The organism is Rhodococcus sp. MEB064, from assembly GCF_000834565.1.
In the GTDB taxonomy this organism is placed as follows: Bacteria; Actinomycetota; Actinomycetes; order Mycobacteriales; family Mycobacteriaceae; genus Rhodococcoides.
The window spans coordinates 58620-82716 of record NZ_JXQS01000025.1 but is presented as its reverse complement, the minus strand read 5'-3'; the positions used below and the strand labels follow the sequence as shown (position 1 = coordinate 82716).

Here is a 24097-nt window from a genome sequence, read left to right as displayed (position 1 = left end):
GTCGGGGAGATACACATGCACGACGTCGTGACCAGCCACGCGGTCAACATCGGCCACACCGATCTGATCAGCGCCGTGTTCTGTGACGAGTTCGAGATCGGCGTCGATCACGATGCGCTCGAGCTCATCGGAGCCGGCGACATCGCCCGCTGGATTTCGGACCTTCGTTCGACCGGCCTCTTCCTGCCGGGAGAGATCGCGGCCATCGAGTGTCGGTGGGCCCTCGATCCCGCAGGACTCGTCGCCGCGCTGGTCGGAGAGGTCGACGAGGTCGCACAGCGTCGGACGGCTCACCTCGTCGCTCTGAACGACGACGTCGTCGTCCACGCAGCGGTCGGCTGAGTCGGCCGACGCGGTCAGCGATTCTTGGGCGGGCGGTTCGACTCCGCGCGTCGAGCAGCGTCCTTCTCCTTGACGCGGATCGCTTCACGCTGGACCTCGGCGAAGTTCTCGCGTTCCTTGGTCAACCACGCCGGCTCCGCTGCGATCAGGTCGTCGATCTGCGCCTGAGTCATCGAGTCGGACACATCGTGCCGTGACAACGCCGTGTTGGTGACGCCGAGTTTGCGTGCCACGACATCGCGCGGGAACGGCCCGGCGGTCCACAGCTGTGTCAGCCACTCCGGCGGATCCGCCCGCAGTGCGTCGAGGTCGCCGCGCGAGATGGGCTGCGCACGGAAGTCCTCGGGCGCGGCAGGGAGATAGATGCCGAGCTTGGCGGCTGCCGTCAATGGCTTCATCGTCTGGGCATTCGCATCCTGGCTCACCGCGACATCCTAGCGTCCGCGGTGTGCGACTAGTCTGTGCAGGTGAACGATCCGACGGTCCTGCGCTGGTACATCACGGTCGCCGAGATCCTGGCCTTCGGTCGCGCCGCGAAGGCGCTGAACATCTCCCGGCAACGCCTGAGCGCCGCCGTTCTCGAACTGCAGGACGCCGTCGGCGAACCTCTCTTCGTTCCCGGTGACGGGCCCACCGAACTCACCGATGCGGGGCGCACTCTGTTGGAGCACGCGCGCGAAGTCGTCGCCGAGGACGACCGGGCGCGAGCCGAGGCCGCCGCAGCCGCTCCCACGCTGCCCACGCTCACGGTCGGGTTCGTTCCCGGAGTGACCGTCACCAAGTGGACTCGTATCTGGGCGGAGCGCTTTCCCCGGACGATCCTCGAGACGGTGGTCGTCGAGGAATCCGAGCAGATCACCGCGGTGCGCGAGGGTCGCGTCGACATGTGCTTCGTCCGCGACCCGGGTGACCGGGATGGCCTGCACTGCGTGCCGCTGTATTCGGAGGTGGCAGTGGTCGTGGTCCCCAAGGACCACCCCGCGACGGCCTACGAGTCGGTGACGACCGAAGACTTGAGCGGTGAGACCCTGCAGGAGCTGACGGATCGGTCGGAGCCCACGCTGGACGTCACCCTGGAGATGGTGGCGGCAGGTGTCGGTCCGGTGATCCTCCCGCACTCGCTCGCCCGTCTGCACAGCCGCAAGGATCTCCTCTACCGGCCGGTCAGCGACGCCGACCCCACCGCGATCATGCTGGCCTGGCCGATGGCCGGAGCGCGCGACGAGCCGACCGATTCGCTCGACCTGGCCCAGGAATTCCTCGGCGTCGTGCGCGGGCGAGCGGCACACAGCTCGCGGTCCGAGGTCGAGCGGTCGACCCCTGCCAAGAAGAAGGCGGCACCCGCGAAACGGACTCCGGCGAAGCGGACTCAGGCACCGCGTCGACGACGCTGACATACTTTCTGCAGCGGTGCGTTCGTCCGGAAACGACTCGTCAGTCCCGAAAGGTGTGATCGTGCCCGATCAGGTTGCCCGAACGTCGGATTCACGGAGCAAGCCGGCAATTCTCACGGTGGACGACGATCCGGGTGTCTCCCGCGCGGTAGCCCGTGACCTCCGCCGCAAGTACGGCGAGAACTACCGCATCATCCGGGCGGAGTCCGGTGAATCGGCGCTCGAGGCATTGCGGGAGATCGCACTGCGCGGTGACCAGGTCGCCGTGCTGCTCGCGGACTATCGGATGCCGTCGATGAGCGGTCTCGAGTTCCTCGAACAGGCCATGGACGTGTTCCCCTTCGCGCGTCGCGTGCTGCTGACCGCCTACGCGGACACGGATGCCGCCATCGAGGCGATCAACGTCGTCGACCTCGACTACTACCTCCTCAAGCCGTGGGATCCGCCGGAGGAGAAGCTGTACCCGGTGGTCGACACCTTGCTCGAGTCGTGGCACGCCGCCGACATCCGGCCGATATTCGAAACCAAGGTCGTCGCAGGTCGCTGGGCGTCCCGTTCGTCCGAGATGCGAGAGTTCCTGGCTCGCAACCGACTTCCGTACCGGTGGTTCCTGGCGGACGAGCCCGAGGGTGCTCGACTCCTCGCCGCCGCCGGACACGACGACCGCACGCTTCCCGTGGTCGTGTGCGCCGACGGATCGTGCCTGGTCGACCCCACCGACACCGAGTTGGCCGACTACTTCGGACTGGGAACGACGCCGACGGAAGAGTTCTACGACCTCGTCGTCGTCGGTGGTGGACCCGCCGGACTCGGCGCCGCGGTCTACGGCGCCTCGGAGGGATTGAAGACGGTTCTGGTCGAGCGCACTGCGACGGGCGGGCAGGCGGGCCAGAGCTCACGCATCGAGAACTACCTGGGCTTTCCCGACGGTGTCTCCGGGGCGCAGTTGGCCGAACGTGCGCGTCGGCAGGCGGAGAAGTTCGGCGCCGAGCTGATCACCACGCGTGAGGTCGCCGGCCTCGAAGTGGACGGGCCGGCGCGCCTGGTCCGATTGACCGACGGCACCACCATCGCCGCCCACTCGATCATCCTGGCCACGGGAGTCTCGTACCGTCGGCATCCGGCGGCGGGTGTCGACGACTTCGCGGGTCGCGGCGTGTTCTACGGGTCCGCGGTGACCGAAGCGGTCGGATGCACGGGACAGGACGTCTACATCGTCGGCGGTGCCAACTCGGCAGGGCAGGCCGCGATGTATCTGTCGAAGTGGGCGAAGTCCGTCACCATCGTCGTGCGCGCGGAGTCGCTGGAGGCGTCGATGTCGTACTACCTGGTGCAGCAGATCGAGAAGAACCCCGTCATCTCGGTCCGCTCCTGCACCGAGGTGACCGCCGCGGGCGGCGACGGACACCTGGAACGGATCACGTTGCGCGACAGGGTCTCCGGCGCCGAGGAGACCGTCGACACCGGCTACCTCTTCCTCTTCATCGGGGCGGCGCCGCGGACCGAGTGGCTCGACGGTGTCGTGGTGCGCGACCGACACGGCTTCGTCGTCTCGGGTCAGGACCTCACGGTCGACGGCACTCGACCGCCGGGGTGGTCGGTCGACCGCGCACCGCACCATCTCGAGACCAGCGTGCCCGGAATCTTCGCGGCCGGTGACGTCCGTGCGGATTCCGCCAAACGCGTCGCGTCGGCCGTCGGTGAAGGTGCGATGGCCGTCATGCTCGTCCACCGTTACCTCGCGCAACCCTGAACCTCGCGCACCCTGTGAGAGAGCTGGAAATCATGACCGAACTCGACTGCAGCACCGACGAACTGAAGACGCTCTTCCTCTTCGAGGCTCTCGACGAGCACCAGCTCGCGCAGCTGTGCGAGAACGGGCACGTGGAGATGATCGAGGCCGGTCCCGTGTTCGCCGAGGGTGACGACGCCACGTGCTTCTACGTCCTCCTGGACGGGGAACTGGTGCTGACCAAGATGTCGGGTGGCGAGAAGATCGAGGTCAACCGCACGTCGTCGCGCGGCGTCTACGCGGGCGCGTGGCAGGCGTACCTCGGGGACCGCGCTCCGCAGAAGTACATGTCGGGGATGGACGTGACGCGTCCGTCCCGGTTCTTCGTGCTCGACTCCGAGCGGTTCGGGGACCTGATGCGCGAGTGGTTCCCGATGGCCGTGCACATGCTCGAGGGACTCTTCTTCGGGCAGCAGAACAGCAAACAGGTCATCGACCAGCGGGAACGGCTGTTGGCTCTGGGGTCGTTGTCGGCCGGCCTGACGCACGAGCTGAACAACCCTGCTGCGGCGGCGGTCCGCGCGACGGCGGCACTGCGAGATCGGGTGTCGCACATGCGGCGCAAACTCGGGGTCATCGCCTCGGGTGTCTACGACACCGACTCGCTGACGGGCTTGATCCGTCTGCAGGACGAGGCCGCCGAGCTGGTCGGCAAGGCACCGGATCTGAGTCCGATGGAGGCCTCCGATCGCGAGGACGTGCTCGGTGAGTGGTTCGACGAGCACGGGATCACCGACGGCTGGGATCTGGCTCCCACCTTCGTCCAGGCAGGTATCGACTCGAACTGGCTCGAACGCGTCGCCGCGGACACCGGCAAGGACCTTCTCGAGAGCACGATCCGGTGGCTCAACTACACCATCGAGACCGAGCTGCTCATGAACGAGATCTCCGACTCGACGACGCGGGTGTCGACGCTGGTGAATGCGGCGAAGCAGTATTCGCAGATGGACCGTGCACCCTTCCAGCGCGCGGACCTGCGCGTCCTGCTCAAGAGCACGCTGGTGATGCTCGGACGCAAGATCGGCGACGACATCCGCGTCGTCAAGGATTTCGATCCCGCGCTGCCTCCGGTGGCGGCGTACGCGGCCGAACTGAACCAGGTATGGACCAACCTGATCGACAACGCCGTCCAGGCGATGGGCGGCCGCGGAACGCTCACGCTGAGAACCGCGCGGGAAGGCGAGACGGCCCTCGTCGAAATTTGCGACACGGGCCCCGGGGTGCCCGAGGAGATCCGCTCACGCATCTTCGAACCGTTCTTCACCACCAAACCGGTGGGCGAGGGCACCGGCCTGGGGCTCGACATCTCCTGGCGGATCGTGGTGAAGAAGCACGGCGGCGACCTACGGTTGCTGTCGGAACCGGGGGACACCCGGTTCCAGGTCAGGATTCCGATCGACGGGCCGACCGGCGCGCCGATGCCGACAGCGGAAGAGGAGATCTGATGACTGCAGGAATCGACCCGACGGCGGCGCCGAGCGGACCCGGATGCGCGGACTGCGAGGCCACCGGAGGGTGGTGGGTGCATCTGCGCCGGTGCGCACAGTGCGGTCACGTCGGATGCTGTGACTCGTCACCGTCGCAGCATGCGAGCGCCCACGCCGCCGGCTCCGGACACCCCATCGTGCAGTCGTACGAACCCGGCGAGACCTGGTTCTGGGACTACGTGACGGAGGAAGGTTTCGACGGACCCGAACTGGCTGCGCCGCAGCATCATCCGCTGGACCAGACCGTTCCCGGGCCTGCGTCGCGGGTGCCGTGGGACTGGCAGAACCGCGTCCGCTGACGCGCTGTCGAATCGTTACCTCGTTACTCACCGGTAGGTCATTCGGCGCGGTAAGGTCTGCGGTGCATTGCACGATGCATTCTCTCGCACAGCCTCAGGAGCCGTCCGTGTCGTTTCACTCCACCCAGTCCTTCTTCTCCTCCATCACACGTTCGGATCGAAGTCGCTCTCGTGCAACGCGATTCAGCGCAGCCGTCGCCGTCGGCGCCACCGTCGCCGCCGGCGCGATCCTCGGCACCGGTGTCGCCACGGCCGCCCCGGTCTCCTGCGTCTCGCCGCCGTCGGCCAACGACATCCAGGTGAACGGGACGGCCAGCTGCGGAGCGAAGGCCACCGGCGCCGGTGTCGCCACCTCGTCCGCGGCCGACAGCGGCACCGCGGTCAGCGTCGCCGACGGTGGCCGGTCCACCTCGAACGCGACGGGCTTCGGCACGGCGCTCAGTGCCGTTCTGGGAGCGGGCACCTCGTACTCGTACTCGATCGGCGGCGGTATCTCGCAGTCGTTCGCCACCGACGGCGGCACCTCCATCGCCATCGCCGGCTACGGCGGCGGCGCCACCGCGAGCACGGTCACCGGGGTGGACTGCGCCGGACTGAACTCCTTCGCTCTCGACCTCTCCACCGGACGGTCCTGTATCGCCGGTTCGTAGCCGAGTGAACGACACCGTCCTCGCCGTCGTCTGCGCGCTCGGCGCAGCGCTCTGCATCGCGGTGGGGACGGTGGTGCGTCAACGGTCGGCCTCGGCGGTTCCCGACGACGCCGTCGGGAGGCTGGGACCGATCACCGCGCTGGTGCGCGAACCACTGTGGTGGTTCGGCACCGTCGTGGGCGTCGGGGGATACGCCCTCCAGGCCGCGGCACTCGGTCTCGGCTCTCTGCTGTTGGTGCAACCACTGCTGGTGACGTCGCTCCTGTTCGCTCTTCCTCTCGGCGCACGCTTCTCGGGGCGTGCCGTCGGGGCGAAGGACTGGGCGTGGGCATCGATTCTGACCGCCGCGATCGCGGTGCTCGTCGTGGTCGGCGACCCCCGGCCCGGCGTCGAACGCGCCGAGACGCGCCACTGGATCATCGTGCTGTGCATCGGGCTTCCGTTCGTCGCCGCCTGCGTGGTCGCATCCAGAACGGGGTCACGCTCGCGGCGGGCGCTGTTGCTCGGCCTCGCGGGCGGCGCGCTGTTCGGAGTCGCCGCCGTGCTGACCAAGGCCGTCGTCCATCTCGCCGGGCGAGGCATCGTTCCGCTGATGACGTCGGTCGAGCTCTACGCGCTGATCGGCGTGGCCGTCGTCGCCATCTCCCTGCAGCAGTCGGCATTCCAGGTCGGCGCATTGCAGGCATCGCTGCCGGCCACCACGGTGATGGAACCGATGGTCGCATCGCTGCTGGGCTTCGTCGTCCTCGGCGAATACCTCGACGCGGACCCCGAGGTGACGGCGCTCCTGGTCGCAGCACTGGTCCTGGTGCTGGTGGCGGCCGTCGCGCTCGCCCGGTCGGCGGGAGCGTCCGAGGACGTCGACTCCGCCCATCCTGCCCCGAACCCGGAGCGCCACTAGGCTCGTCGCATGAGTCCGATCGGTGGGGTGCTGTTCGACATCGACGGTGTACTCATGTCCAGCTGGCAGCCCATCTCCGGCGCGGCGGAGACCGTGAAGATCCTGCGGGACCACGACGTCGCGTGCGCCTTCCTGACCAACACGACGTCGAAGACGCGCGAGCAGATCGCCGACGCTCTCGGCGGCTCCGGGATCGAGGTCCACGCCGACGAGATCGTCACCGCCGCAACCCTGACGGCGGACCACCTGCGCACCACGTACCCGGGTGCTCGCTGCGTGCTCCTCAACAGCGGGGTCATCGCCGACGACCTGCCTGGAGTGGAATGGGTCGACACCGATCCCGACGTCGTCGTGCTCGGCGGTGCGGGCGAACAGTTCACGCACGACGCCCTGAGCCGCGTCTACGACTGGATGTGCCAGGGCGTGCCCGTCGTCGCGATGCATCGCAGTCTGATGTGGACCAACGAGAAGGGCCTGCGCATCGACACGGGCATGTATCTGACGGGAATGGAGTCGGCGTCGGGGCGCAAGGCCACCGCCGTCGGCAAGCCTGCACCACTCGGATTCCAGACCTCGGCCGAGCGGATGGGTGTCGACCCGGATCTGGTGGTCATGGTGGGCGACGATCTGGACAACGACGTTCTCGCGGCCCAGGTCGTGGGAATGCGCGGAGTTCTGGTGCGCACGGGCAAGTTCCGTCAGGAGCGACTCGACCGGCACGCCCGCGACCAGTACGCGATGCAGCCCGCCTTCGTCGTCGACTCGGTCGCGGACCTGCCGGCCGTGCTGGACATCGGGGCGTCGTGATCCTGCCCCCGGGGTCCGAGTTCGCGGGTCACCGCATCGAGAGGATCCTGGGGCGCGGCGGCATGAGCGAGGTGTACCTCGTGCACCGGGAGGGCTCCACCGAGCTCGAGACTCTGAAGATCCTGGACGCTGCGGCATCGCAGTCCGAGGTTATCCGGCGCAAGTTCGTCGCCGAGGCGGAACTCGGCGTGCGACTGCGTCATCGGAACATCGTCGCGGTGCACGCCCACGGCGACTGCGACGGCCGACTGTGGATGTCGATGCACTATGTCGACGGATACAGCGCCGCACGGCTGGTGGCGCGCGGCCAGATACCGATGGATGTGCTGCGGGCCGCCCGCATCGTCGACGAGGTGTCGCACGCGCTCGATCATGCGCACGGCGTCGGCGTCGTGCATCGGGACGTCAAGCCCGCGAACATCCTCATCTCGACGGTGGTCGATCCGGGCGAACTCGAACAGGTCCTGTTGTCGGACTGGGGTATCGCGCGCATGGTCGACGAGAGGATGCCGCTGGTGTCCGACGACGGAACCGTCCTCGCGTCCATCGGGTACGCGGCGCCGGAGCTTCTCCGCGGCGAGACGCTGACGGCGCGGACCGACATCTACGCCCTGGGTGCGACGCTCGTCGAACTGTTGACGGGACGCACACCCTTCCCGCTGCCCACACAGTTCGCCGTCATGAATGCGCACCTCACCCGCACACCACCGGACATCAGTACCCGTCGCGCCGATCTTCCGAGGGCAGTCGACGCTGTCGTCCACCGTGCGATGGCCAAGGACCCGGCCGACCGTTTCGGCTCGTGCCACGACATGAGTGTGGCGGTGGCCCGTGCCCTCGAGGGATACGTGCCACCGCCACCGCCGCTACGGCCCTGGTATCGGCGTCGATAGTTACTCGGGTGCTTCGGGATCCACCGGACGGTTCGCGACGACGGGGTACTTGCCCGTGTATCCCATGCGCTCCTCCGCGACGGCCAGCGCCCTCTTGCGCACCAGGAACCATCCGCCGATCAGCAGCGGCACGATGACCACGAGCGTGGCGACGGTCCACGTGCCGATGGGCGCGTCGAGTGCCATCAGCACCAGCACCGCGGCGAGGAACACCAGCGTCGCGTAGCTCGTGTACGGGGCTCCGAAGAGTCGGAACGACGGCCGGTCGAGAATGCCCTTCTTGCTCCAGCGGTAGAGCTGCAGTTGGCACAGCACGATCGTCGCCCACGAGGCGATGATGCCGAGCGCCGACATGTTCAGCACGATCTCGAATGCCTCGCCCGGCTTGAACGCGTTCAGCGCGACGCCGAAGAGTGTCAGAGCCCCGGTGAGGAGGATGCCGCCGAACGGAACGCCGTTCTTGCTCATCTTGGCCGTGAAGGACGGCGCGCTGCCGTTCATGGCCATCGACCGAAGGATCCGGCCCGTGGAGTACAGGCCGGCGTTGAGGCTGGACAGCGCCGCGGTGACCACGACGATGTTCATGATGGTGCCGGCGCCCTCGATGCCGATGCGGGAGAAGAAGGTGACGAAGGGGCTCTCGCCCGACTTGTACGTCGTGTACGGCAGCAGCAATGCCAACAGGACGAGCGAACCCACATAGAACAGTGCGATGCGGACGATGACGGAGTTGATCGCTCGCGGCATCACCTTCGCCGGGTTCTCCGTCTCGCCGGCGGCGGTACCCACCAGCTCGACGGCGGCGTACGCGAAGACGACACCCGAGGTCACGATCACCAGCGGCCAGGCGCCGGTGGGGAACAGCCCGCCACTGCTGGAGATGACGCCGAACCCGGTGGATTGTCCGTCGACCTCGAAGCGGCCCGCGAGGAACACGGTGCCGACGACGAGGAAGGTGACCAGTGCGGCCACCTTGATCATCGCGGCCCAGAACTCCATCTCGCCGAACCACTTCACCGAGACCAGGTTGACCGCGAGCACGATGGCCAGGGCGATCAGCGCGATGGTCCACTGAGGAATGCCCTTGAACGCCCCCCAGTAGTGCATGTAGGTGGCGACGGCGGTGACGTCCACGATCGCCGTCATGGCCCAGTTCAGGAAGTACATCCAGCCCGCGGCGAAGGCTGCTTTCTCCCCGTAGAACTCTCGGGCGTAGGAGACGAAGGACCCGGAGGACGGGCGGTGCAGGACCAGCTCGCCGAGTGCCCGGAGGATGAAGAAGACGAAGACGCCGCAGACGGCGTAGACGATGAAGAGGCCGGGGCCTGCGGATTCGAGTCGGCCGCCCGCTCCGAGGAACAGGCCGGTGCCGATGGCGCCGCCGATCGCGATCATCTGCAGCTGGCGCGGTTTCAGACCCTTGTCGTAGCCCTCCTCCTCGTGGGCCATCGCGGAATTGTCATAGGTGGTGTCGACTGCATCGGACACGGTGATGTCCTTTCGTCCGCGCGGGTAGGCGTGTTCGGTTTGTCCGATTCGGTTCTGCCACCGAGGAACTCGGCGCTCGTGCGATCTTTCTCCTCCGGTGTTCCGTCGTCGTTCCCGCGCGTGAACACCGTGTGAATCCCTGCTCCTTGCACTCGACCACCCCGAGTGCTAGAAATCTGTTTGGCACTCGCGTACTGTGAGTGCCAGGTCGACGAGGTGAGATCGGGAATCATCGACACCCCTGATCGTCCGTCGCGGGCACCGACTCGGCCGGATGTGGAAATGGAGCGACCCACCCGTGGTCGCTCGCGTGTCACCCCCAATCCGGAGGATCACTTCGCAATGGCCAAGATCATCGCGTTCGACGAAGAGGCACGCCGTGGCCTCGAGCGAGGCCTCAATGCCCTCGCCGACGCAGTCAAGGTGACGTTGGGCCCCAAGGGTCGCAACGTCGTACTCGAAAAGAAGTGGGGCGCCCCCACGATCACCAACGACGGTGTTTCCATCGCCAAGGAGATCGAGCTGGACGACCCCTACGAGAAGATCGGCGCAGAGCTGGTCAAAGAGGTTGCCAAGAAGACCGACGACGTTGCCGGTGACGGAACCACCACCGCGACCGTCCTCGCTCAGGCACTCGTCCGCGAAGGCCTGCGCAACGTCGCAGCCGGCGCGAACCCGCTCGGCCTCAAGCGCGGCATCGAAGCAGCGGTCGCCGCTGTCACCGAGTCCCTGCTCGCGTCCGCCAAGGAGATCGACACCAAGGAGCAGATCGCTGCTACCGCTGGTATCTCCGCAGGCGACGCGTCCATCGGCGAGCTCATCGCCGAGGCCATGGACAAGGTCGGCAAGGAAGGCGTCATCACGGTCGAGGAGTCCAACACCTTCGGCCTGCAGCTCGAGCTCACCGAAGGCATGCGCTTCGACAAGGGCTACATCTCCGGCTACTTCGTCACCGATGCAGAGCGCCAGGAAGCCGTCCTCGAAGACGCGTACATCCTGCTCGTGAGCTCCAAGGTGTCGACGGTCAAGGATCTGCTTCCCTTGCTGGAGAAGGTCATCCAGTCCGGCAAGCCGTTGCTGATCATCGCCGAGGACGTCGAGGGCGAAGCTCTCTCCACCCTCGTGGTCAACAAGATCCGTGGCACCTTCAAGTCCGTCGCCGTCAAGGCACCGGGCTTCGGTGACCGCCGCAAGGCACAGCTCGCCGACATCGCCATCCTCACCGGTGGAGAGGTCATCAGCGAAGAGGTCGGCCTCTCCCTGGAGACCGCCGGACTCGAGCTGCTCGGCACCGCACGCAAGGTCGTCATCACCAAGGACGAGACCACCATCATCGAAGGTGCCGGCGACGCCGACGCCATCGCCGGTCGTGTCTCGCAGATCCGCGCCGAGATCGAGAACTCCGACTCGGACTACGACCGCGAGAAGCTGCAGGAGCGCCTGGCCAAGCTGGCCGGTGGCGTTGCAGTCATCAAGGCCGGAGCTGCGACCGAGGTCGAGCTCAAGGAGCGCAAGCACCGCATCGAAGATGCCGTGCGCAACGCCAAGGCTGCTGTCGAAGAGGGCATCGTCGCCGGTGGTGGCGTGGCTCTGCTGCAGTCCGCTCCCGCGCTCGAGAACCTCAACCTCACGGGTGACGAGGCAACCGGCGTGAACATCGTTCGCGTCGCCCTCGAAGCACCGCTGAAGCAGATCGCGTTCAACGCCGGCCTCGAGCCCGGCGTCGTCGCGGAGAAGGTCCGCAACCTCCCGCTGGGACACGGCCTCAACGCCGCGACCAACGAGTACGAGGACCTGCTCGCTGCCGGCATCAACGACCCGGTCAAGGTCACCCGCTCGGCACTGCAGAACGCAGCGTCGATCGCGGCTCTGTTCCTCACCACCGAGGCCGTCGTCGCCGACAAGCCCGAGAAGGCCGGAGCGCCTGCAGGCGATCCGACCGGTGGCATGGGCGGCATGGACTTCTGAGTCCAGCTCTGTCGTAGAAGCCCGGCCCACCTTCTGGTGGGCCGGGCTTTTCCGTGTTCGGATGTAGGCCATGAGAATGCTGTTCATCCACGGTGCCGGCGGCGAGGACGACGATCTGCCGCTGGCCGAGGGGCTCGGCTCCCTGCTCGGTGCGGCCGTCGACATGCCGCGCATCCCGGACGACGACATGTCCGTCGATGCGTGGGCGGCGTACGTGCGCCGCGGGCTCGATGCCGGACCCGACATCGTCGTCGCCCACTCCTTCGGCGCCACCGTCCTGCTGCACGTGCTCGCCTCGGTCCCGTTTCCCGCCGCCACGCTGCTGGCAATGCCCGACTGGACTACGTCCGGCTGGGACGTTCCTCAGTACGAATACTCCGCGCCGCTCGGGGTGTCTCTGTCGCTGCACCACTGCCGCGACGACGAGGTGGTCCCCTTCTCACACCTCGCCCTCGCCTCCGCGACACTCCCCGATGCTCGGGTGGTCGAGCACGAGAACGGTGGGCATCAGTTCGAGGGGGTGCTCGGGGAGGTGGCGGCCTCGCTGCACGTGTAGGCACCCGATCGTCGGTAATTCTGCGAAGTGGCAGATTCGAGTGCGATCGGGTGCAGTCACGTGCGTCGTCGAGCCGAGGATCGTCGACGGCGCACGGTGGCGACTATCTCGTCCGCGACAACGTCGACGTGTGCGGACACGGTCGCTGCGGAATATCGCAGCACCATCCATTCATCGAGCACCAGTGCATTCTGACGGCGCCGGTCACTGGTGAAGACGGCGCCGGCAGTGTGGAATTCGCGTCCGTCGACTTCCACGATCACGCGAGCTCGCCGATCCACCAGGTCTCCGTAGTACGGACCGACCTTGCCGTTGATCTCCATGTGGAGGTTCCGGGCGGTGAGCGCCCTGGCAACCTTCCGTTCGGGTTCGGACAGTGTGTTCGGGCATGCACGCCGCAACTGGACGCGCAGCATCCGCATGCCCGTCTTCCCGGCTGCCTCGTCGCAGAGCTGTGCCAGAGAACGCCAGCTCACCGCTCGTGACAGTGCACTGTCGATCACCTTCTCGAACCGAGGCTGACTCAACGTGCCCGCGACGTCGAGGATCGCGTGCTCGATCGACACGACAGGTGTGTCCCCCAACCATCGGACGTTCGTGAGGGTTCGGCGATGCAATTTCAGCCAGTCGGGACCTCTCGCGGTGCCGGTCCTCGGAAGGGTGGCGTGCACGATGCCGGGCTCGGGGAGGAGGTCCCACATCCACGCCGCGGTGTCGTGGCTGAACACTGCGTCGGGCTTCCAGAGCCTCACTGCCTCGCATCGTGTCGTGTACGTAGGCACTTCCGACGAGAGACACCGGGAAGCACACGGTGAAGAGCGCCGCGTGCGGCCCGCCGGCTCACCGTCGAGCCGTCGATTCCGCCGGCGATGAGCTGGTGCCAGGTGAACACGTCCATCGCAACAGTGTCGCGACGCCCGTAGCGGCGGTACTCCCACCAGGAGGTGCCCCTGTGGACTACCGATCGCTCATCAACAGCGCTCCAGCGGCTGTTGCATCTGGTGCCACATTATGGTGCCGGAATCTGCCTTTCCGCTGATTCGTGCGCGATCGGGTGCACTGACGTGCGGTCAGCGGCCGGGTACGTAATGCCGGGGGTTGTCCCGACGGCTGAGGGGCGGCAGATTGCGGTCGGGGGTCTCCGCGAGCGGCGAGTTCGCGGGCTGTCGACCGGCAGCGATGTCGACGCCGGCTCGGGCGCGGGGATGCATACGCCGGCGCGCCGGGACCATGCGGAAGGCGAGGTTCACCAGTGTGCCGACACGGCGAAGCCACCGCTCGTCCCTGTCGGTCCAGTTGTAGCCCAGGAGATCTCGGACCGCCGGGTCGTAGAGGCCGACAGTCATCCGGACCGCGGACTTCTCGATGCCGGGGAGCAGCAGCCCCCACAACCGCCTGGGCAGCCAGGGGAGGAAGGGTGGCCGGGGGAGGGCGGACATGTCGAGCACCGAGCGTGCGGCGGCGGTGTCCTCGAGCACCTCGCGGCACATGTGGTCCCAGTAGCGCTGGAAGTCGGGCCAGGTCTCGGGAACCGGGCGCATGCTCATGCCGTACAGGGAGTACCACTGCCGGTGTTCGACGAACAGTTGCTCACGCTCGGCCTCGGTGATGCCACCCATGAAGTAGTCGGCGGTGAGCATCGTGCCGACGAAGAACGTGGCGTGCGCCCAGTAGAAGACGTCGGGATCGAGGGCGTGGTACGGCTTCCCGTGGGCGTCGAGACCGCTGATGTCCTTGTGATAGTAACGGATTCGAGCGCCGGTGTCCGCGGCACGGTCGCCGTCGAAGACCACGCCGCCGATCGGGTACAGCGACCGCATCACGCGCTGCCATCGCTCGGACTCGAAGGTCGAGTGCTCGGTCACGGCAGCGCCGAGGGCCGGGTGCATGTTCTGCATGGAGCCGGCCCAGGGCCCCTGCAGCATGCCGCGCCAGTCCCCGAAGTATCGCCAGGTAAGTGACTCCTGCCCCAACGGCTGACTACGCATGTTGTCACCGTAGGGTCCTGGGTGGACGGTCGTCAACAGTGAGGTGTCGCAACGTGACCACGCTCGAGGCCCGACGGGAGCAGCGGCGCGCAACCCTGCTGGCGGTCGGGGTGGAACTTCTCGGCTCGGTCGGTCGGCCCGCGGTCACCGTGCGCTCGGTGTGTTCGCGCGCCTCGCTCACCGAACGCTACTTCTACGAGAACTTCACCGATCGGGACACGTTCGTGCGCACCGTCTATCGCGAGGTCGCCGAGGGTGCGCGCGAGGCACTGGTCACGGCCGTGGGTCAGGCCCGTCGCCCGGACGAGCGCGCCCGCCGCGCCGTCACGGCGTTCGTCGAGTTGATGATCGACGAACCGGCTCGTGGCCGAGTGCTTCTGACAGCGCCGTTCGTGGATCCTGCATTGAGCACGCTGGGCATGACGACGATGCCCGTCTTCGTGTCGGTGGTGGGCGAGCAGCTCGAGTCCGACGAGGTTGACCGGCAGTTGACGGCGACCGGCGTCGTGGGGGCGCTCACGGCTCTGTTCACGATGTACCTCGACGGCGGAATCGAGGTCGATCGACAGCGGTTCGTCGACCATTGCATCGATGTCGTCACCTCGGCCGGCCGCGGTGGTCGACGGGCATGATGGACCCATGGCACCAGTGATCAGCACCGTCAGGGCCGGGGTTCTCGACGTCGCCTACGAGCGCCACGGCGATCCGGCGGGGCGGACTGTCGTACTGCTGCACGGCTTCCCGTACGACCCCCGCTGCTTCGACGATGTCGCGCGCATCCTGGCGAAGCAGGGGTTCGATGTGGTCGTTCCGTATCTGCGCGGCTTCGGCCCGACACGCTTTGCCGACGCAGAGGCGATGCGGTCGGGAGAACAGGCGGCACTCGGCCACGACCTGCGTGACCTGATCGCGGCGCTGGACCTCGACCGGCCACTCGTCGCCGGGTACGACTGGGGCGGCCGGGCCGCGTGTGTCGTCGCCGCCGTCTGGCCGGAATCGGTGTCGGGTCTTCTCAGTGTGTCCGGGTACCTGGTGCAGGACCGCGCGGCGGCTGCGACGACCCCGGCGCCACCGCATCTGGAGAAGCGGTACTGGTACCAGTACTACCTTCATTCGGAGCGAGGTCGCGCCGGTCTGGCGGCGTACCGCGCGGAGATCGCACAGACACTGTGGACCGACTGGTCGCCGACGTGGAGGTTCGGTGACTCCGAGTTCGCCGCCACGGCGCCGTCGTTCGACAACCCGGATTTCGTGGACGTAGCCGTTCATTCGTACCGCCACCGGTACGACCTGGCACCGGGTGACGCGGCGTACGCCGAGACCGAACAGCTGTTGGCGACGCAACCGCGAATCACGGTGCCCACCATCGTGATCGATCCGACGGAGGACACCGTGGCGGCGCTGTACGGAGTATCCGACCACTCGGCGCACTTCACCGATCTGATCGACGTCCGCGCCGTCGACGCCGGGCACAATCCGCCCCAGGAACTCCCGGGACAATTCGCCGACGCCGTCCGGACGCTGGCGGAGAACTAGTCGACTGCGAGCTCTCCCAGCTCGTTCCAGTCCGTACCGTCCACTTCCTGGCTGATGATCTTCGGGGTCTCCTGCAGGTACGGCGGGAGGTCCTTCTGCGCCTGCTTGAAATGGTCCGACTGGACGTGGGCCGCGCCGGCATCGGGATCGCGGAATGCCTCTACCAGGACGTACTCGGTGGGGTCGTCGAGCGTGCGCGACCAGAAGTACCAGAGGCATCCCTCTTCCGCCTGGCACGCCTCGGTGAAGGCGCGCGAGATCTGCGGCCAGTCGTCGGCGTGCTCGGGCTTCACTCTGAACTTGGCGGTGATGAAGATCAACGGGGCTCCTTCGAACGAGCGGACGGGTCGACTCCCTGTGTACCCCCTCGGCCCGCACTAGTATCGCGAATATGGCAGCCACGTCACCGGCGATCGAGCTCGATGTCCGCGGACGCACGGTGCGGGTGTCCAACCCCGACCGCGTGTACTTCCCTGCGAGCGGTGCCACCAAGCGCGATCTGGTCGAGTACTACCTGTCCGTGGGGGACGGCATCGTGCGCGCACTTCGCGAGCGGCCGTGCATGATGCACCGCTTCCCGGACGGGCTGGCGGGGGAGAAGGTGCACCAGAAGCGCCTGCCCAAGGGTGCTCCGGACTGGATGGAGACCGTGAAGGTCACCTTCCCGCGCTACAACCGCACCGCGGACGAACTCTGCGTCACGGAACTGGCGCACGTGATCTGGGCCGTGCAGATGTCGACGGTGGAGTTCCATCCATGGAACAGTCGCCGCGCCGACGTGGAGAGTCCGGACGAGTGGCGGATCGATCTGGATCCGATGCCCGACTGCTCGTTCGACCGGGTGCGACGGGTCGCGGGTGTCGTTCACGAGGTGCTGGACGAACTGGGCGCTGTGGGATGGCCGAAGACGTCGGGTGGCAACGGGTTACACGTCTATGTCCGTATCGCCCCGGATCACGGGTTCAAGGATGTGCGCAGGGCTGCACTGGCGTTCGCCCGCGAGGTCGAGAGGCGCGCACCCGAGGACGTGACGACGACGTGGTGGCGCAAGGATCGCGATCCTTCGAAGCTGTTCGTCGACTACAACCAGAACGCGCGGGATCACACCATCGCCAGCGCGTATTCCGTGCGCGGGAATCAGGATGCGACCGTGTCGACTCCGATCACGTGGGACGAGATCGCGGACGTCGAGCCCGGTGACCTGACGATGTACACGGTGCCCGCGCGGTATGCCGACCTGGGCGATCTGCACGCCGGCATCGACGATGCCGTGTACTCGATCGAGCCGCTGATCGAATGGGCTGAGCGCGATGAGCGGGAGGGGCTCACGGAGCCGGAGGAGTGAGCCCACCGATGATTTCGGCGGCCGCTCGCCGACCGGACCGCACGGCTCCGTCGAGGTAGCCCGGCCAGCGGTCCGCCAGATCCGTTCCCGCCCAGTGCACTCGGCCGGTGGTCAGGTCGGCGGGCTCGAAGATTCCGCCGTACGGGGGGATGGCGGTGGGTGCGCCGCCCAGCCACGGTTGCTCCGACCAGGTGATGTCGTCGACCAGGCGTGGGGACGCCGCATGCGCGCCGAACAGGCGGACCAGCTCCGCGACGACGACCTCACGACGGTCACTGCGGGAGAACAGGTCCGACGCCGCTCGCCCACCGCTGAAGGCGACGAGGACACCGGGGGAGGCCGCGCCGGGGTTACCGTCGACGACCATCTGCACGGGTCCGTCGACGTCGAGGACGGTTCCGGTGAGACCGTCCTCGCGCCACCACGGTCTGTCGTACACGACGATGGTCTTCGCGTACTCGCCCATGCGCGAGTTCCGCATCCGGTCACCGGCAGGGAGTGCGCCGTCGATGTCCGCAGCGCGGGGCAGGGGTACCGCGATCACCACGGCGGACGCTCGTAGAGTTCCGTCCTCGGTGACGACGTCGACTCCCGACCCATCGGACCGGACGGCGGTGACCGGTCGCCGTAGACGAGGCTCCGACGAGAGTTGCTGCGCCACAGCGGCGACGAGGGCCCCGGCGCCGTCCACGAAGTACCGCTCCTGCGCACCGTCACGTACTTCCGCGATCGCGCGCAGGCTGCCGGCCGCCCGCAGGTACTCGAGCGCGGCGCGGGCCGGGACCTCGTCGGGGTCGGCTCCGAAGATCAGGCGATAGAAGCAGGTGAGGATGTCGCGCCCGTACGCGGACCGGAACAGTCGATCGCCGATCTCGTTCGACATGTCGTGCTCGCCGGGACGCCAGGCGTCGAGTACGGGGAGCGGGGTACTGCGGCTGCGTCGCACTGCCACGTCCAGTCCGGCGATTCCGAGTCCCACCGGCAGCCACTCCCGTGCCGGTATCGGTGGCACCTGCCCGTGATATCGGAGGACGCGTCCAGCGGCAGCGAAGAGTTCGTCGGCACCACGTCGACGACGCGGTTCGGGTGCTGTGGCGACGCCGAGCTCGTCGGCCAGGTCCAGGACAGCCGTCTGATCCCCGCCGACCCAGTGAGCGCCGTAGTCGACGTGGTGCCCGTCGACATCACGGGTGAGCACCTTCCCGCCGATGCGATCGGCGGCCTCGAGCACCGTGACGGACCGACCCGCTCGCTCCAGCTCCAGTGCAGCGACGAGCCCGCTGAGTCCCGCCCCGATCACGATCACGTCCCCCGACATGGGGCCCACCCTACGGGCGGGCCCCATGTTTGTGGGTCACATCGTGCGGGTCAGGCGCTCCGCCAACAGCTTTGCGAACGACGCCGGATCCTCGAGTTCGCCGCCCTCGGCGAGCAATGCGGTGCCGTAGAGGAGCTTCGCGGTCTCGGCGAGAGCCATGTCGTCCTTGTGCTCGGCATGGGCCGTCTCCAGAGCCGTGACCAGGGCATGATCCGGATTGAGTTCCAGGATGCGTTTGGTCTTCGGCACGGGCTGACCGGACGCCCGGTACATCTTCTCGAGCTGGGGGCTCAGCGAGAAGTCGTCACCGACGATGCACGCGGGTGATGTGGTCAGGCGTGAGGACAGACGGACCTCCTTGACGTCGTCGGACAGCGTCTCGGCCATCCAGGTGGTGAGGTCGGCGAACCGAGCCTTCTGTGCGTCCTTCTCCTCGGATTCGGCCTCGTCGTCGCCCAGGTCCACGGCGCCCTTGGCGATGGAGCGGAACGGCTTCCCGTCGAACTCGGGGACGGACCCGGTCCACATCTCGTCGACGGCGTCGGTGAGGATCAACACCTCGAGCCCCTTGGCAGTGAATGCCTCCATGTGCGGGGAGTTCTCCACCTGCTGACGCGACTCGCCGGTCATGTAGTAGATCGCGTCCTGGCCGTCCTTCATACGAGAGACGTACTCCGCCAACGTGGTCGGCTTCTCGTCGCTCTGCGTCGTCGCGAAGGACGACAGCCCGAGGATGGTCTCCTGGTTGTCGTGGTCGGACAGCAGCCCTTCCTTGAGGGCACGGCCGAATTCACCCCAGAACGTGCTGTACTTCTCCGGCTCGTTCGCCTGCAGGTCCTTGACGGTGCTCAGCACCTTCTTGGTCAGGCGGCGACGGATCGCGCGGATCTGGCGGTCCTGCTGCAGGATTTCACGAGAGACGTTGAGCGACAGATCGGCTGCGTCGACGACACCCTTGACGAAGCGCAGGTACTCGGGCACGAGTTCCTCGCAGTCGTCCATGATGAAGACGCGCTTGACGTACAGCTGGATACCGATCTTCGATTCGCGCATGAACAGGTCGAACGGCGCACGCGACGGAATGAACAGCAGCGCTTGGTATTCGAAGGTGCCCTCGGCCTTCATGGGGATGACCTCGAGCGGCTCGTCCCATGCATGGCTGACGTGGCGGTAGAACTCGGTGTACTCCTCCTCGGAGACGTCGTCCTTCGACCGCGTCCAGAGCGCCTTCATCGAGTTGACGGTCTCGTCCTCGAGCACCGTCGTGGCGTCGTCGCCCTCGCCGGTGGTCTTCTCGACCTGCATACGGATGGGCCATGCGATGAAGTCGGAGTAGCGCTTGACCAGCTCCCGGATCTTGTGTTCCGAGGTGTAGTCGTACAGGTGGTCCTCGTCGTCGGCCGGCTTGAGGTGCAGCGTCACGGCACTGCCCTGGGGCGCGTCGGGAACCTCCTCGATCGTGTACGTGCCTTCGCCGCTGGACTCCCAGCGCGTGGCGGTCTCCTCACCGGCGCGACGGGTGACGAGGGTGACCTTGTCGGCCACCATGAACGTGGAATAGAAGCCGATACCGAACTGGCCGATCAGTTCTTCCGATGCCGCGGCGTCCTTGGCTTCCTTGAGCTTCGCCCGGACCTCGGCCGTGCCGGACTTGGCAAGCGTGCCGATCAGATCGACGACCTCGTCGCGGGACATGCCGATGCCGTTGTCCCGCACCGTGAGGGTGCGGTTCTCCTTGTCGATCTCGAGGTCGATGTGCAGATCGGTGGTGTCGGCGCCGAGATCCTTGTTCTGGAACGACTCGAGGCGCAGCTTGTCCAGCGCGTCCGACGAGTTCGACACCAACTCGCGCAGGAACGAGTCCTTGTTGGAGTAGACCGAGTGGATCATCAGATCCAACAGCTGCCGGGTCTCGGCCTGGAACTGCATTTCTTCGACGTGCGCGGTCACGTGACTCCCCTGATCGAAACAAGTGCCTGGTGGACCCTCGTATTTTACGGCAACCGTGCATGCGGTTCCGCACGCCTCTTCCCCCGTAACAATCCGCGCGGTACGGTTCGCGAAGGCCGGGACTCTCTCATCGGAAGGTGTATGTCATGGTGCGAATCGGAGTGCGACGAATGATCGGTGGGGTGCTCGCCGCCGGAGCGGTCACGGCGGGATCGGTGCTGGCAGGGGCGGGAACTGCTTCGGCGGCGCCGACGTACATCGGGCCGTTGTACTACGAGGTGGTGCCGGGGATCTTCCCCTCGTGTCCGGATGTCGCTGCAGCAGAGCGCGCCAAGGGCACGACCATCCTGGTCGACTGCATCCGCTGGGTCGGACCTCAGCGTGGCTTTTCGTTCACTCCGTACCAACTCATCGCCGGCATCGCGCCGATCGACGGTAGTTAGCCCAGTCGTGGCCTGATCGTGACCTGAGCGAAGGTAACCATCGTCGTAAAAAGACCGATAGGTATGCCAGAGGGGGCGGCGACGGGCCGGCTCCGGACAGGAGTCGACATGCCACTCTCGACGAGCACACGGGCCGCCATCGCGGCCGCCATGATCGCCGGCGCCGCGGTGCTGGGAGCCTGTTCCGCTTCAGACGAGACGAGGTCCGCGACGGCGGTTCCGGCGCCCGCACCGACATCGGTCGTGGCTGCGACCGAGGTGCCCACCGATGCAGCGTCGGATCAGCCGGGCGCAGAGGAACAGCCGGTCGAGCAGTCGCCGTCGGCAGAGTCGGCTGAGTCGGCAGACCCGGCGGACGCACTCCCGCGTCCGGGGTCGCAGGAGGTGTCGGTGGACCCCGAACTGTTCCGCGACAGCGGCGGGGCCGGTGAGGGGTACTACTTCCGGACACCGTCGGGGAATGTCTCATGCGGACTCTTCCCGAACGGAACGTCGGTGGGATTCCTGGGATGCCAGGCCGTGTCCAGTGTCGCTCCCGATGAGGGCGAAGTCTGCTCGAACGGTCCGACCAGCAAGTACGCCGTCCGTGTGGAGAGCACCGGGCCGATCCACTACTGCTCGAATCAGGGCTATTTCACCGGTTCGGAGAACATCCGCACCCTGCAGTACGGCGAGGTGATCAACACGGGACAGAGCTTCTGCGTCTCCCGCGAAGACGGGGTCGCCTGCGCCCGTGTCGGCTCGAACGCCTTCTTCCTCTCACGAGAGAAGAACATCACCCTGCGATGACGTCGGTCATCGCTCGTCGATCGTGGTGCGGATCAGAGTGGTCGACGGCGTCCTCGGTGTGGACCCGAACCCGAAACGCACCGGTGGATCGACGTCGCTCAACGGGCCCAGGTCGTCGCCCTTCCACGACGCGGTCGTGGCGGTGATGTGGTGCTGCCCGTGGGCCCCGTAGTACTCGCGACGCCCGCCGCCCGCGGTGCCCTTGGTCCGCACACCGCGTAGGGCGACGCGGGCGATCGGGTCGCTGATCGTGCAGAACCAGGGTGAGGTGACCACTGCCGTCGGCGCGACCGAGAGCAGTCGACCCAGCAGTGTCGGGCCGCCGATCCGGAACGACACCTCGAGATCGCCGGCCGAGACGCTGACGCTGTCCCCTCTGCGGTGATAGGAGACGCCCGTGATGGTCGTCGTGTCGAACCGGTAGGTCGCGGTGACGAACTCGCGGACCGCGTCGGACGGGGCGAGGAGCAGACGCTCGCCGTCGGCGAACTCGACCATGACGTCGGTGAAGTCGCCCAACGGCGACGACGTCCAGTGGCCGACGACGATCCTGGTGCCGGTGGAGGTGCCGAGTCCGGAGATGTCGCCGTCGAAAACCGATCGAGTCACCGGCCCGACAGTAGCGCCGACGCGGCTCTGTGAGGCGATCGAGGTTCGGGCGAGCCCCCGACTGGGCATCATGGGGGTATGGCTGACACAGCAACATCCGAATCCGGCGGGGCGCCGACCATCTTCGTACTCTTCGGGGCGACCGGAGACCTGGCCAAGCGCATGGTGCTCCCTGCGTTCTACGAACTGGCGCAGGAGGGATTGCTGCCCGACGAATGGGCGTTGGTGGGCAACGGTCGCGGGAGCAAGACCGACGACGAGTTCCGCGAGCACATCCGCGCGGCGCTCGACGAGTTCGGCCCGTCGGAAGGTGTCCACACCGTGGACGAGAAGGTGTGGTCCTCGTTCGCCTCTCGGGTCAGATTCGCCGGCAACGGTTTCACCGCCGACGACCCGGGGGACATGCTGTCCGTCCTCGGGGACGTCAAGGACGAGCTCGGTGGCGATCCGCAGTTGGTGCACTACATCGCCCTGCCGCCGTCGACGTTCATCGACTACACGAAGGCACTCGGCGCGCACGACCTGACCGAGGGCGCGCGAGTGGTGTACGAGAAGCCCTTCGGCACGTCGCAGGAGAACTTCGAGAAGCTCGACGAAGCGGTGCACGAATTCGTCGACGAGAAGCAGGTCTACCGGATCGACCACTTCCTCGGGAAGGAGAACACTCAGAACCTGCACATCCTGCGATTCGCGAACGGGATGATCGAGGGCATCTGGAACCGCGAGCACGTGGAGCAGGTGCAGATCGACGTTCCCGAGACTCTCGACATCGACGACCGCGCCGAGTTCTACGACGCGACGGGTGCGGTCCTGGACATGCTGGTGACGCACCTGTTCCAGGTGGCGGCCGAGGTGGCCATGGAGCCTCCGCTGAGTCTCGGAGCCGACGACCTGCAGACTGCTCGGGAATCGGTGATCGCGGCGTTCCGCCCGCTGGACACCTCCGAGGTCGTGTTGGGCCAGTACCGCGGATACACCGATGTCGAGGGAATCGACGACTCGTCGACGACCGACACGTTCGTCGCCGCGCGGATGTGGGTGGACACCGACCGGTGGCGCGACGTTCCGTTCGTCCTGCGGACCGGCAAGATGCTCGGCACCAGCACTCAGCGTGTGTCGCTGGTCTTCCGTCGACCGGAAGGCCCGGTCAAGCACCTTCCTGCCGACGGCGCAGTGCTGACGTTCGATTTGAAGGGTGACGGCCGAGTCGACATCGCCATGACCGTGAAGGAGCCCGGTCCGGGCGAGGACCTCGGGATCGGGCGCATGTCCCTCGACCTGTCGACGGTGTCCGACACGGAACCGTTGTCGCCGTACTCCCGCCTCATCCTGGACGTGCTGGAAGGTGACCGATCGCTGTTCACCCGTCCCGACGGTCTGGCGCACGTGTGGGATGTCGCGGCACCGTTGCTGTCCGATCCCCCCGCCGTCATCTCGTACGAACCGGGATCCATGGGCCCCGAGGAGGCCGACGAGTTGGCCTCGCCGTGCGGGTGGTTAGTCACCGCGGACCAGTAAATGGCCGGTACTTCGAGCCACATC

At 66.9% G+C, this 24097-nt stretch carries 25 protein-coding genes; 17 read left to right on the top strand and 8 right to left on the bottom strand.

Features of this window, described 5'->3' with window-relative positions; all coding sequences use genetic code 11:
* The first annotated feature begins 15 nt into the window (after window positions 1–15).
* Window positions 16–342, top strand: a complete 327-nt coding sequence (locus RU01_RS13000) for a hypothetical protein (RefSeq protein ID WP_042574976.1) — start codon at window positions 16–18, stop codon at window positions 340–342.
* A 14-nt stretch (window positions 343–356) separates the two neighbouring features.
* Here RU01_RS13000 and RU01_RS12995 read toward each other — a convergent pair whose 3' ends face one another.
* On the bottom strand, window positions 357–767 hold the full coding sequence (locus RU01_RS12995) for a DUF5997 family protein (RefSeq protein ID WP_042574975.1): 411 nt from the start codon (window positions 765–767) through the stop codon (window positions 357–359).
* A 42-nt stretch (window positions 768–809) separates the two neighbouring features.
* Here RU01_RS12995 and RU01_RS12990 point away from each other — a divergent pair, with 42 nt between their 5' ends.
* The 8 genes from RU01_RS12990 (at window position 810) to RU01_RS12955 (ending at window position 8565) form a co-directional block, all read left to right on the top strand.
* The gene (locus RU01_RS12990) at window positions 810–1736 is read left to right on the top strand and encodes a LysR substrate-binding domain-containing protein (RefSeq protein ID WP_042575009.1); all 927 of its coding nucleotides are present in this window, start codon (window positions 810–812) and stop codon (window positions 1734–1736) included.
* Window positions 1737–1791: 55 nt separating this feature from the next.
* Window positions 1792–3489, top strand: a complete 1698-nt coding sequence (locus tag RU01_RS12985; protein ID WP_442970512.1) for an FAD-dependent oxidoreductase — start codon at window positions 1792–1794, stop codon at window positions 3487–3489.
* Between the two features lie 32 nt (window positions 3490–3521).
* A complete protein-coding gene (locus RU01_RS12980) occupies window positions 3522–4973 on the top strand; it encodes an ATP-binding protein (RefSeq protein WP_042574974.1) in 1452 nt (483 codons plus the stop codon).
* Window positions 4973–5314, top strand: coding sequence for a UBP-type zinc finger domain-containing protein (locus tag RU01_RS12975; RefSeq protein ID WP_042574973.1), 342 nt, complete (start codon window positions 4973–4975; stop codon window positions 5312–5314). The genes RU01_RS12980 and RU01_RS12975 overlap by 1 nt, the downstream gene beginning before the upstream one ends.
* Window positions 5315–5421: 107 nt before the next feature.
* Entirely contained in the window at window positions 5422–5964 is a 543-nt protein-coding gene (locus RU01_RS12970) for a DUF6764 family protein (protein ID WP_231568699.1), read from the top strand.
* A 4-nt stretch (window positions 5965–5968) separates the two neighbouring features.
* Entirely contained in the window at window positions 5969–6865 is an 897-nt protein-coding gene (locus RU01_RS12965) for a DMT family transporter (protein ID WP_042574972.1), read from the top strand.
* 9 nt (window positions 6866–6874) lie between these two features.
* On the top strand, window positions 6875–7672 hold the full coding sequence (locus RU01_RS12960; RefSeq protein ID WP_042574971.1) for an HAD-IIA family hydrolase: 798 nt from the start codon (window positions 6875–6877) through the stop codon (window positions 7670–7672).
* Window positions 7669–8565, top strand: a complete 897-nt coding sequence (locus tag RU01_RS12955; RefSeq protein WP_042574970.1) for a serine/threonine-protein kinase — start codon at window positions 7669–7671, stop codon at window positions 8563–8565. The genes RU01_RS12960 and RU01_RS12955 overlap by 4 nt, the downstream gene beginning before the upstream one ends.
* Here RU01_RS12955 and RU01_RS12950 read toward each other — a convergent pair whose 3' ends face one another.
* Window positions 8566–10014: an amino acid permease gene (locus RU01_RS12950; protein WP_197074772.1), complete on the bottom strand. Its 1449-nt coding sequence runs from the start codon at window positions 10012–10014 to the stop codon at window positions 8566–8568.
* A 381-nt stretch (window positions 10015–10395) separates the two neighbouring features.
* Here RU01_RS12950 and groL point away from each other — a divergent pair, with 381 nt between their 5' ends.
* Together groL and RU01_RS12940 are read left to right on the top strand one after the other, a co-directional pair.
* Window positions 10396–12021: a chaperonin GroEL gene (gene groL / locus RU01_RS12945; protein ID WP_042575006.1), complete on the top strand. Its 1626-nt coding sequence runs from the start codon at window positions 10396–10398 to the stop codon at window positions 12019–12021.
* Window positions 12022–12091: 70 nt separating this feature from the next.
* Entirely contained in the window at window positions 12092–12577 is a 486-nt protein-coding gene (locus tag RU01_RS12940) for an alpha/beta fold hydrolase (protein ID WP_231568698.1), read from the top strand.
* 56 nt (window positions 12578–12633) lie between these two features.
* Here RU01_RS12940 and RU01_RS12935 read toward each other — a convergent pair whose 3' ends face one another.
* The gene (locus RU01_RS12935; protein WP_231568697.1) at window positions 12634–13329 is read right to left on the bottom strand and encodes an endonuclease domain-containing protein; all 696 of its coding nucleotides are present in this window, start codon (window positions 13327–13329) and stop codon (window positions 12634–12636) included.
* A 318-nt stretch (window positions 13330–13647) separates the two neighbouring features.
* Window positions 13648–14565 carry an oxygenase MpaB family protein gene (locus RU01_RS12930; protein ID WP_042575005.1) on the bottom strand — a complete coding sequence of 306 codons (918 nt, stop codon included), beginning with the start codon at window positions 14563–14565 and terminating at the stop codon, window positions 13648–13650.
* A 53-nt stretch (window positions 14566–14618) separates the two neighbouring features.
* Between RU01_RS12930 and RU01_RS12925 the strand changes: the two genes are divergently transcribed.
* Window positions 14619–15197, top strand: a complete 579-nt coding sequence (locus tag RU01_RS12925; RefSeq protein ID WP_197074770.1) for a TetR/AcrR family transcriptional regulator — start codon at window positions 14619–14621, stop codon at window positions 15195–15197.
* A 7-nt stretch (window positions 15198–15204) separates the two neighbouring features.
* The gene (locus tag RU01_RS12920; RefSeq protein WP_197074769.1) at window positions 15205–16101 is read left to right on the top strand and encodes an alpha/beta fold hydrolase; all 897 of its coding nucleotides are present in this window, start codon (window positions 15205–15207) and stop codon (window positions 16099–16101) included.
* Here the strand turns inward: RU01_RS12920 and RU01_RS12915 are convergent.
* Entirely contained in the window at window positions 16098–16421 is a 324-nt protein-coding gene (locus RU01_RS12915; RefSeq protein WP_042574964.1) for a putative quinol monooxygenase, read from the bottom strand. The genes RU01_RS12920 and RU01_RS12915 overlap by 4 nt on opposite strands.
* Window positions 16422–16492: 71 nt before the next feature.
* Between RU01_RS12915 and ligD the strand changes: the two genes are divergently transcribed.
* Complete coding sequence (gene ligD / locus RU01_RS12910; RefSeq protein WP_042574963.1) at window positions 16493–17446, top strand: non-homologous end-joining DNA ligase; 954 nt, start codon at window positions 16493–16495, stop codon at window positions 17444–17446.
* Here the strand turns inward: ligD and RU01_RS12905 are convergent.
* Both RU01_RS12905 and htpG read right to left on the bottom strand, forming a co-directional pair.
* Complete coding sequence (locus RU01_RS12905) at window positions 17427–18764, bottom strand: flavin monoamine oxidase family protein (RefSeq protein WP_197074768.1); 1338 nt, start codon at window positions 18762–18764, stop codon at window positions 17427–17429. The two genes, ligD and RU01_RS12905, sit on opposite strands and share 20 nt — an antisense overlap.
* A gap of 36 nt (window positions 18765–18800) precedes the next feature.
* Entirely contained in the window at window positions 18801–20693 is a 1893-nt protein-coding gene (gene htpG, locus RU01_RS12900) for a molecular chaperone HtpG (RefSeq protein WP_442970513.1), read from the bottom strand.
* A 167-nt stretch (window positions 20694–20860) separates the two neighbouring features.
* Here htpG and RU01_RS12895 point away from each other — a divergent pair, with 167 nt between their 5' ends.
* Both RU01_RS12895 and RU01_RS12890 read left to right on the top strand, forming a co-directional pair.
* Window positions 20861–21157: a hypothetical protein gene (locus tag RU01_RS12895; RefSeq protein WP_042574960.1), complete on the top strand. Its 297-nt coding sequence runs from the start codon at window positions 20861–20863 to the stop codon at window positions 21155–21157.
* A gap of 108 nt (window positions 21158–21265) precedes the next feature.
* A complete protein-coding gene (locus RU01_RS12890; RefSeq protein ID WP_156148907.1) occupies window positions 21266–21946 on the top strand; it encodes a hypothetical protein in 681 nt (226 codons plus the stop codon).
* Between the two features lie 6 nt (window positions 21947–21952).
* On the opposite strand, the gene RU01_RS12885 is transcribed toward RU01_RS12890, so the two are convergent.
* Window positions 21953–22555 carry a hypothetical protein gene (locus tag RU01_RS12885; protein WP_042574959.1) on the bottom strand — a complete coding sequence of 201 codons (603 nt, stop codon included), beginning with the start codon at window positions 22553–22555 and terminating at the stop codon, window positions 21953–21955.
* Between the two features lie 78 nt (window positions 22556–22633).
* Between RU01_RS12885 and RU01_RS12880 the strand changes: the two genes are divergently transcribed.
* On the top strand, window positions 22634–24073 hold the full coding sequence (locus RU01_RS12880; protein WP_042574958.1) for a glucose-6-phosphate dehydrogenase: 1440 nt from the start codon (window positions 22634–22636) through the stop codon (window positions 24071–24073).
* Window positions 24074–24097: the final 24 nt, after the last annotated feature.

What these genes read in the sequence shown, in the direction of transcription:
- RU01_RS12930 (WP_042575005.1), bottom strand. Translation starts at nt 14,565, where the DNA reads ATGCGTAGTCAGCCGTTGGGGCAGGAGTCACTTACCTGGCGATACTTC.
- RU01_RS12920 (WP_197074769.1), top strand. Translation starts at nt 15,205, where the DNA reads ATGGCACCAGTGATCAGCACCGTCAGGGCCGGGGTTCTCGACGTCGCC.
- RU01_RS13000 (WP_042574976.1), top strand. Translation starts at nt 16, where the DNA reads ATGCACGACGTCGTGACCAGCCACGCGGTCAACATCGGCCACACCGAT.
- RU01_RS12975 (WP_042574973.1), top strand. Translation starts at nt 4,973, where the DNA reads ATGACTGCAGGAATCGACCCGACGGCGGCGCCGAGCGGACCCGGATGC.
- htpG (WP_442970513.1), bottom strand. Translation starts at nt 20,693, where the DNA reads ATGCAGTTCCAGGCCGAGACCCGGCAGCTGTTGGATCTGATGATCCAC.
- RU01_RS12950 (WP_197074772.1), bottom strand. Translation starts at nt 10,014, where the DNA reads ATGGCCCACGAGGAGGAGGGCTACGACAAGGGTCTGAAACCGCGCCAG.
- RU01_RS12890 (WP_156148907.1), top strand. Translation starts at nt 21,266, where the DNA reads ATGCCACTCTCGACGAGCACACGGGCCGCCATCGCGGCCGCCATGATC.
- ligD (WP_042574963.1), top strand. Translation starts at nt 16,493, where the DNA reads ATGGCAGCCACGTCACCGGCGATCGAGCTCGATGTCCGCGGACGCACG.
- RU01_RS12960 (WP_042574971.1), top strand. Translation starts at nt 6,875, where the DNA reads ATGAGTCCGATCGGTGGGGTGCTGTTCGACATCGACGGTGTACTCATG.
- groL (WP_042575006.1), top strand. Translation starts at nt 10,396, where the DNA reads ATGGCCAAGATCATCGCGTTCGACGAAGAGGCACGCCGTGGCCTCGAG.
- RU01_RS12880 (WP_042574958.1), top strand. Translation starts at nt 22,634, where the DNA reads ATGGCTGACACAGCAACATCCGAATCCGGCGGGGCGCCGACCATCTTC.
- RU01_RS12895 (WP_042574960.1), top strand. Translation starts at nt 20,861, where the DNA reads ATGGTGCGAATCGGAGTGCGACGAATGATCGGTGGGGTGCTCGCCGCC.
- RU01_RS12980 (WP_042574974.1), top strand. Translation starts at nt 3,522, where the DNA reads ATGACCGAACTCGACTGCAGCACCGACGAACTGAAGACGCTCTTCCTC.
- RU01_RS12905 (WP_197074768.1), bottom strand. Translation starts at nt 18,764, where the DNA reads ATGTCGGGGGACGTGATCGTGATCGGGGCGGGACTCAGCGGGCTCGTC.
- RU01_RS12940 (WP_231568698.1), top strand. Translation starts at nt 12,092, where the DNA reads ATGAGAATGCTGTTCATCCACGGTGCCGGCGGCGAGGACGACGATCTG.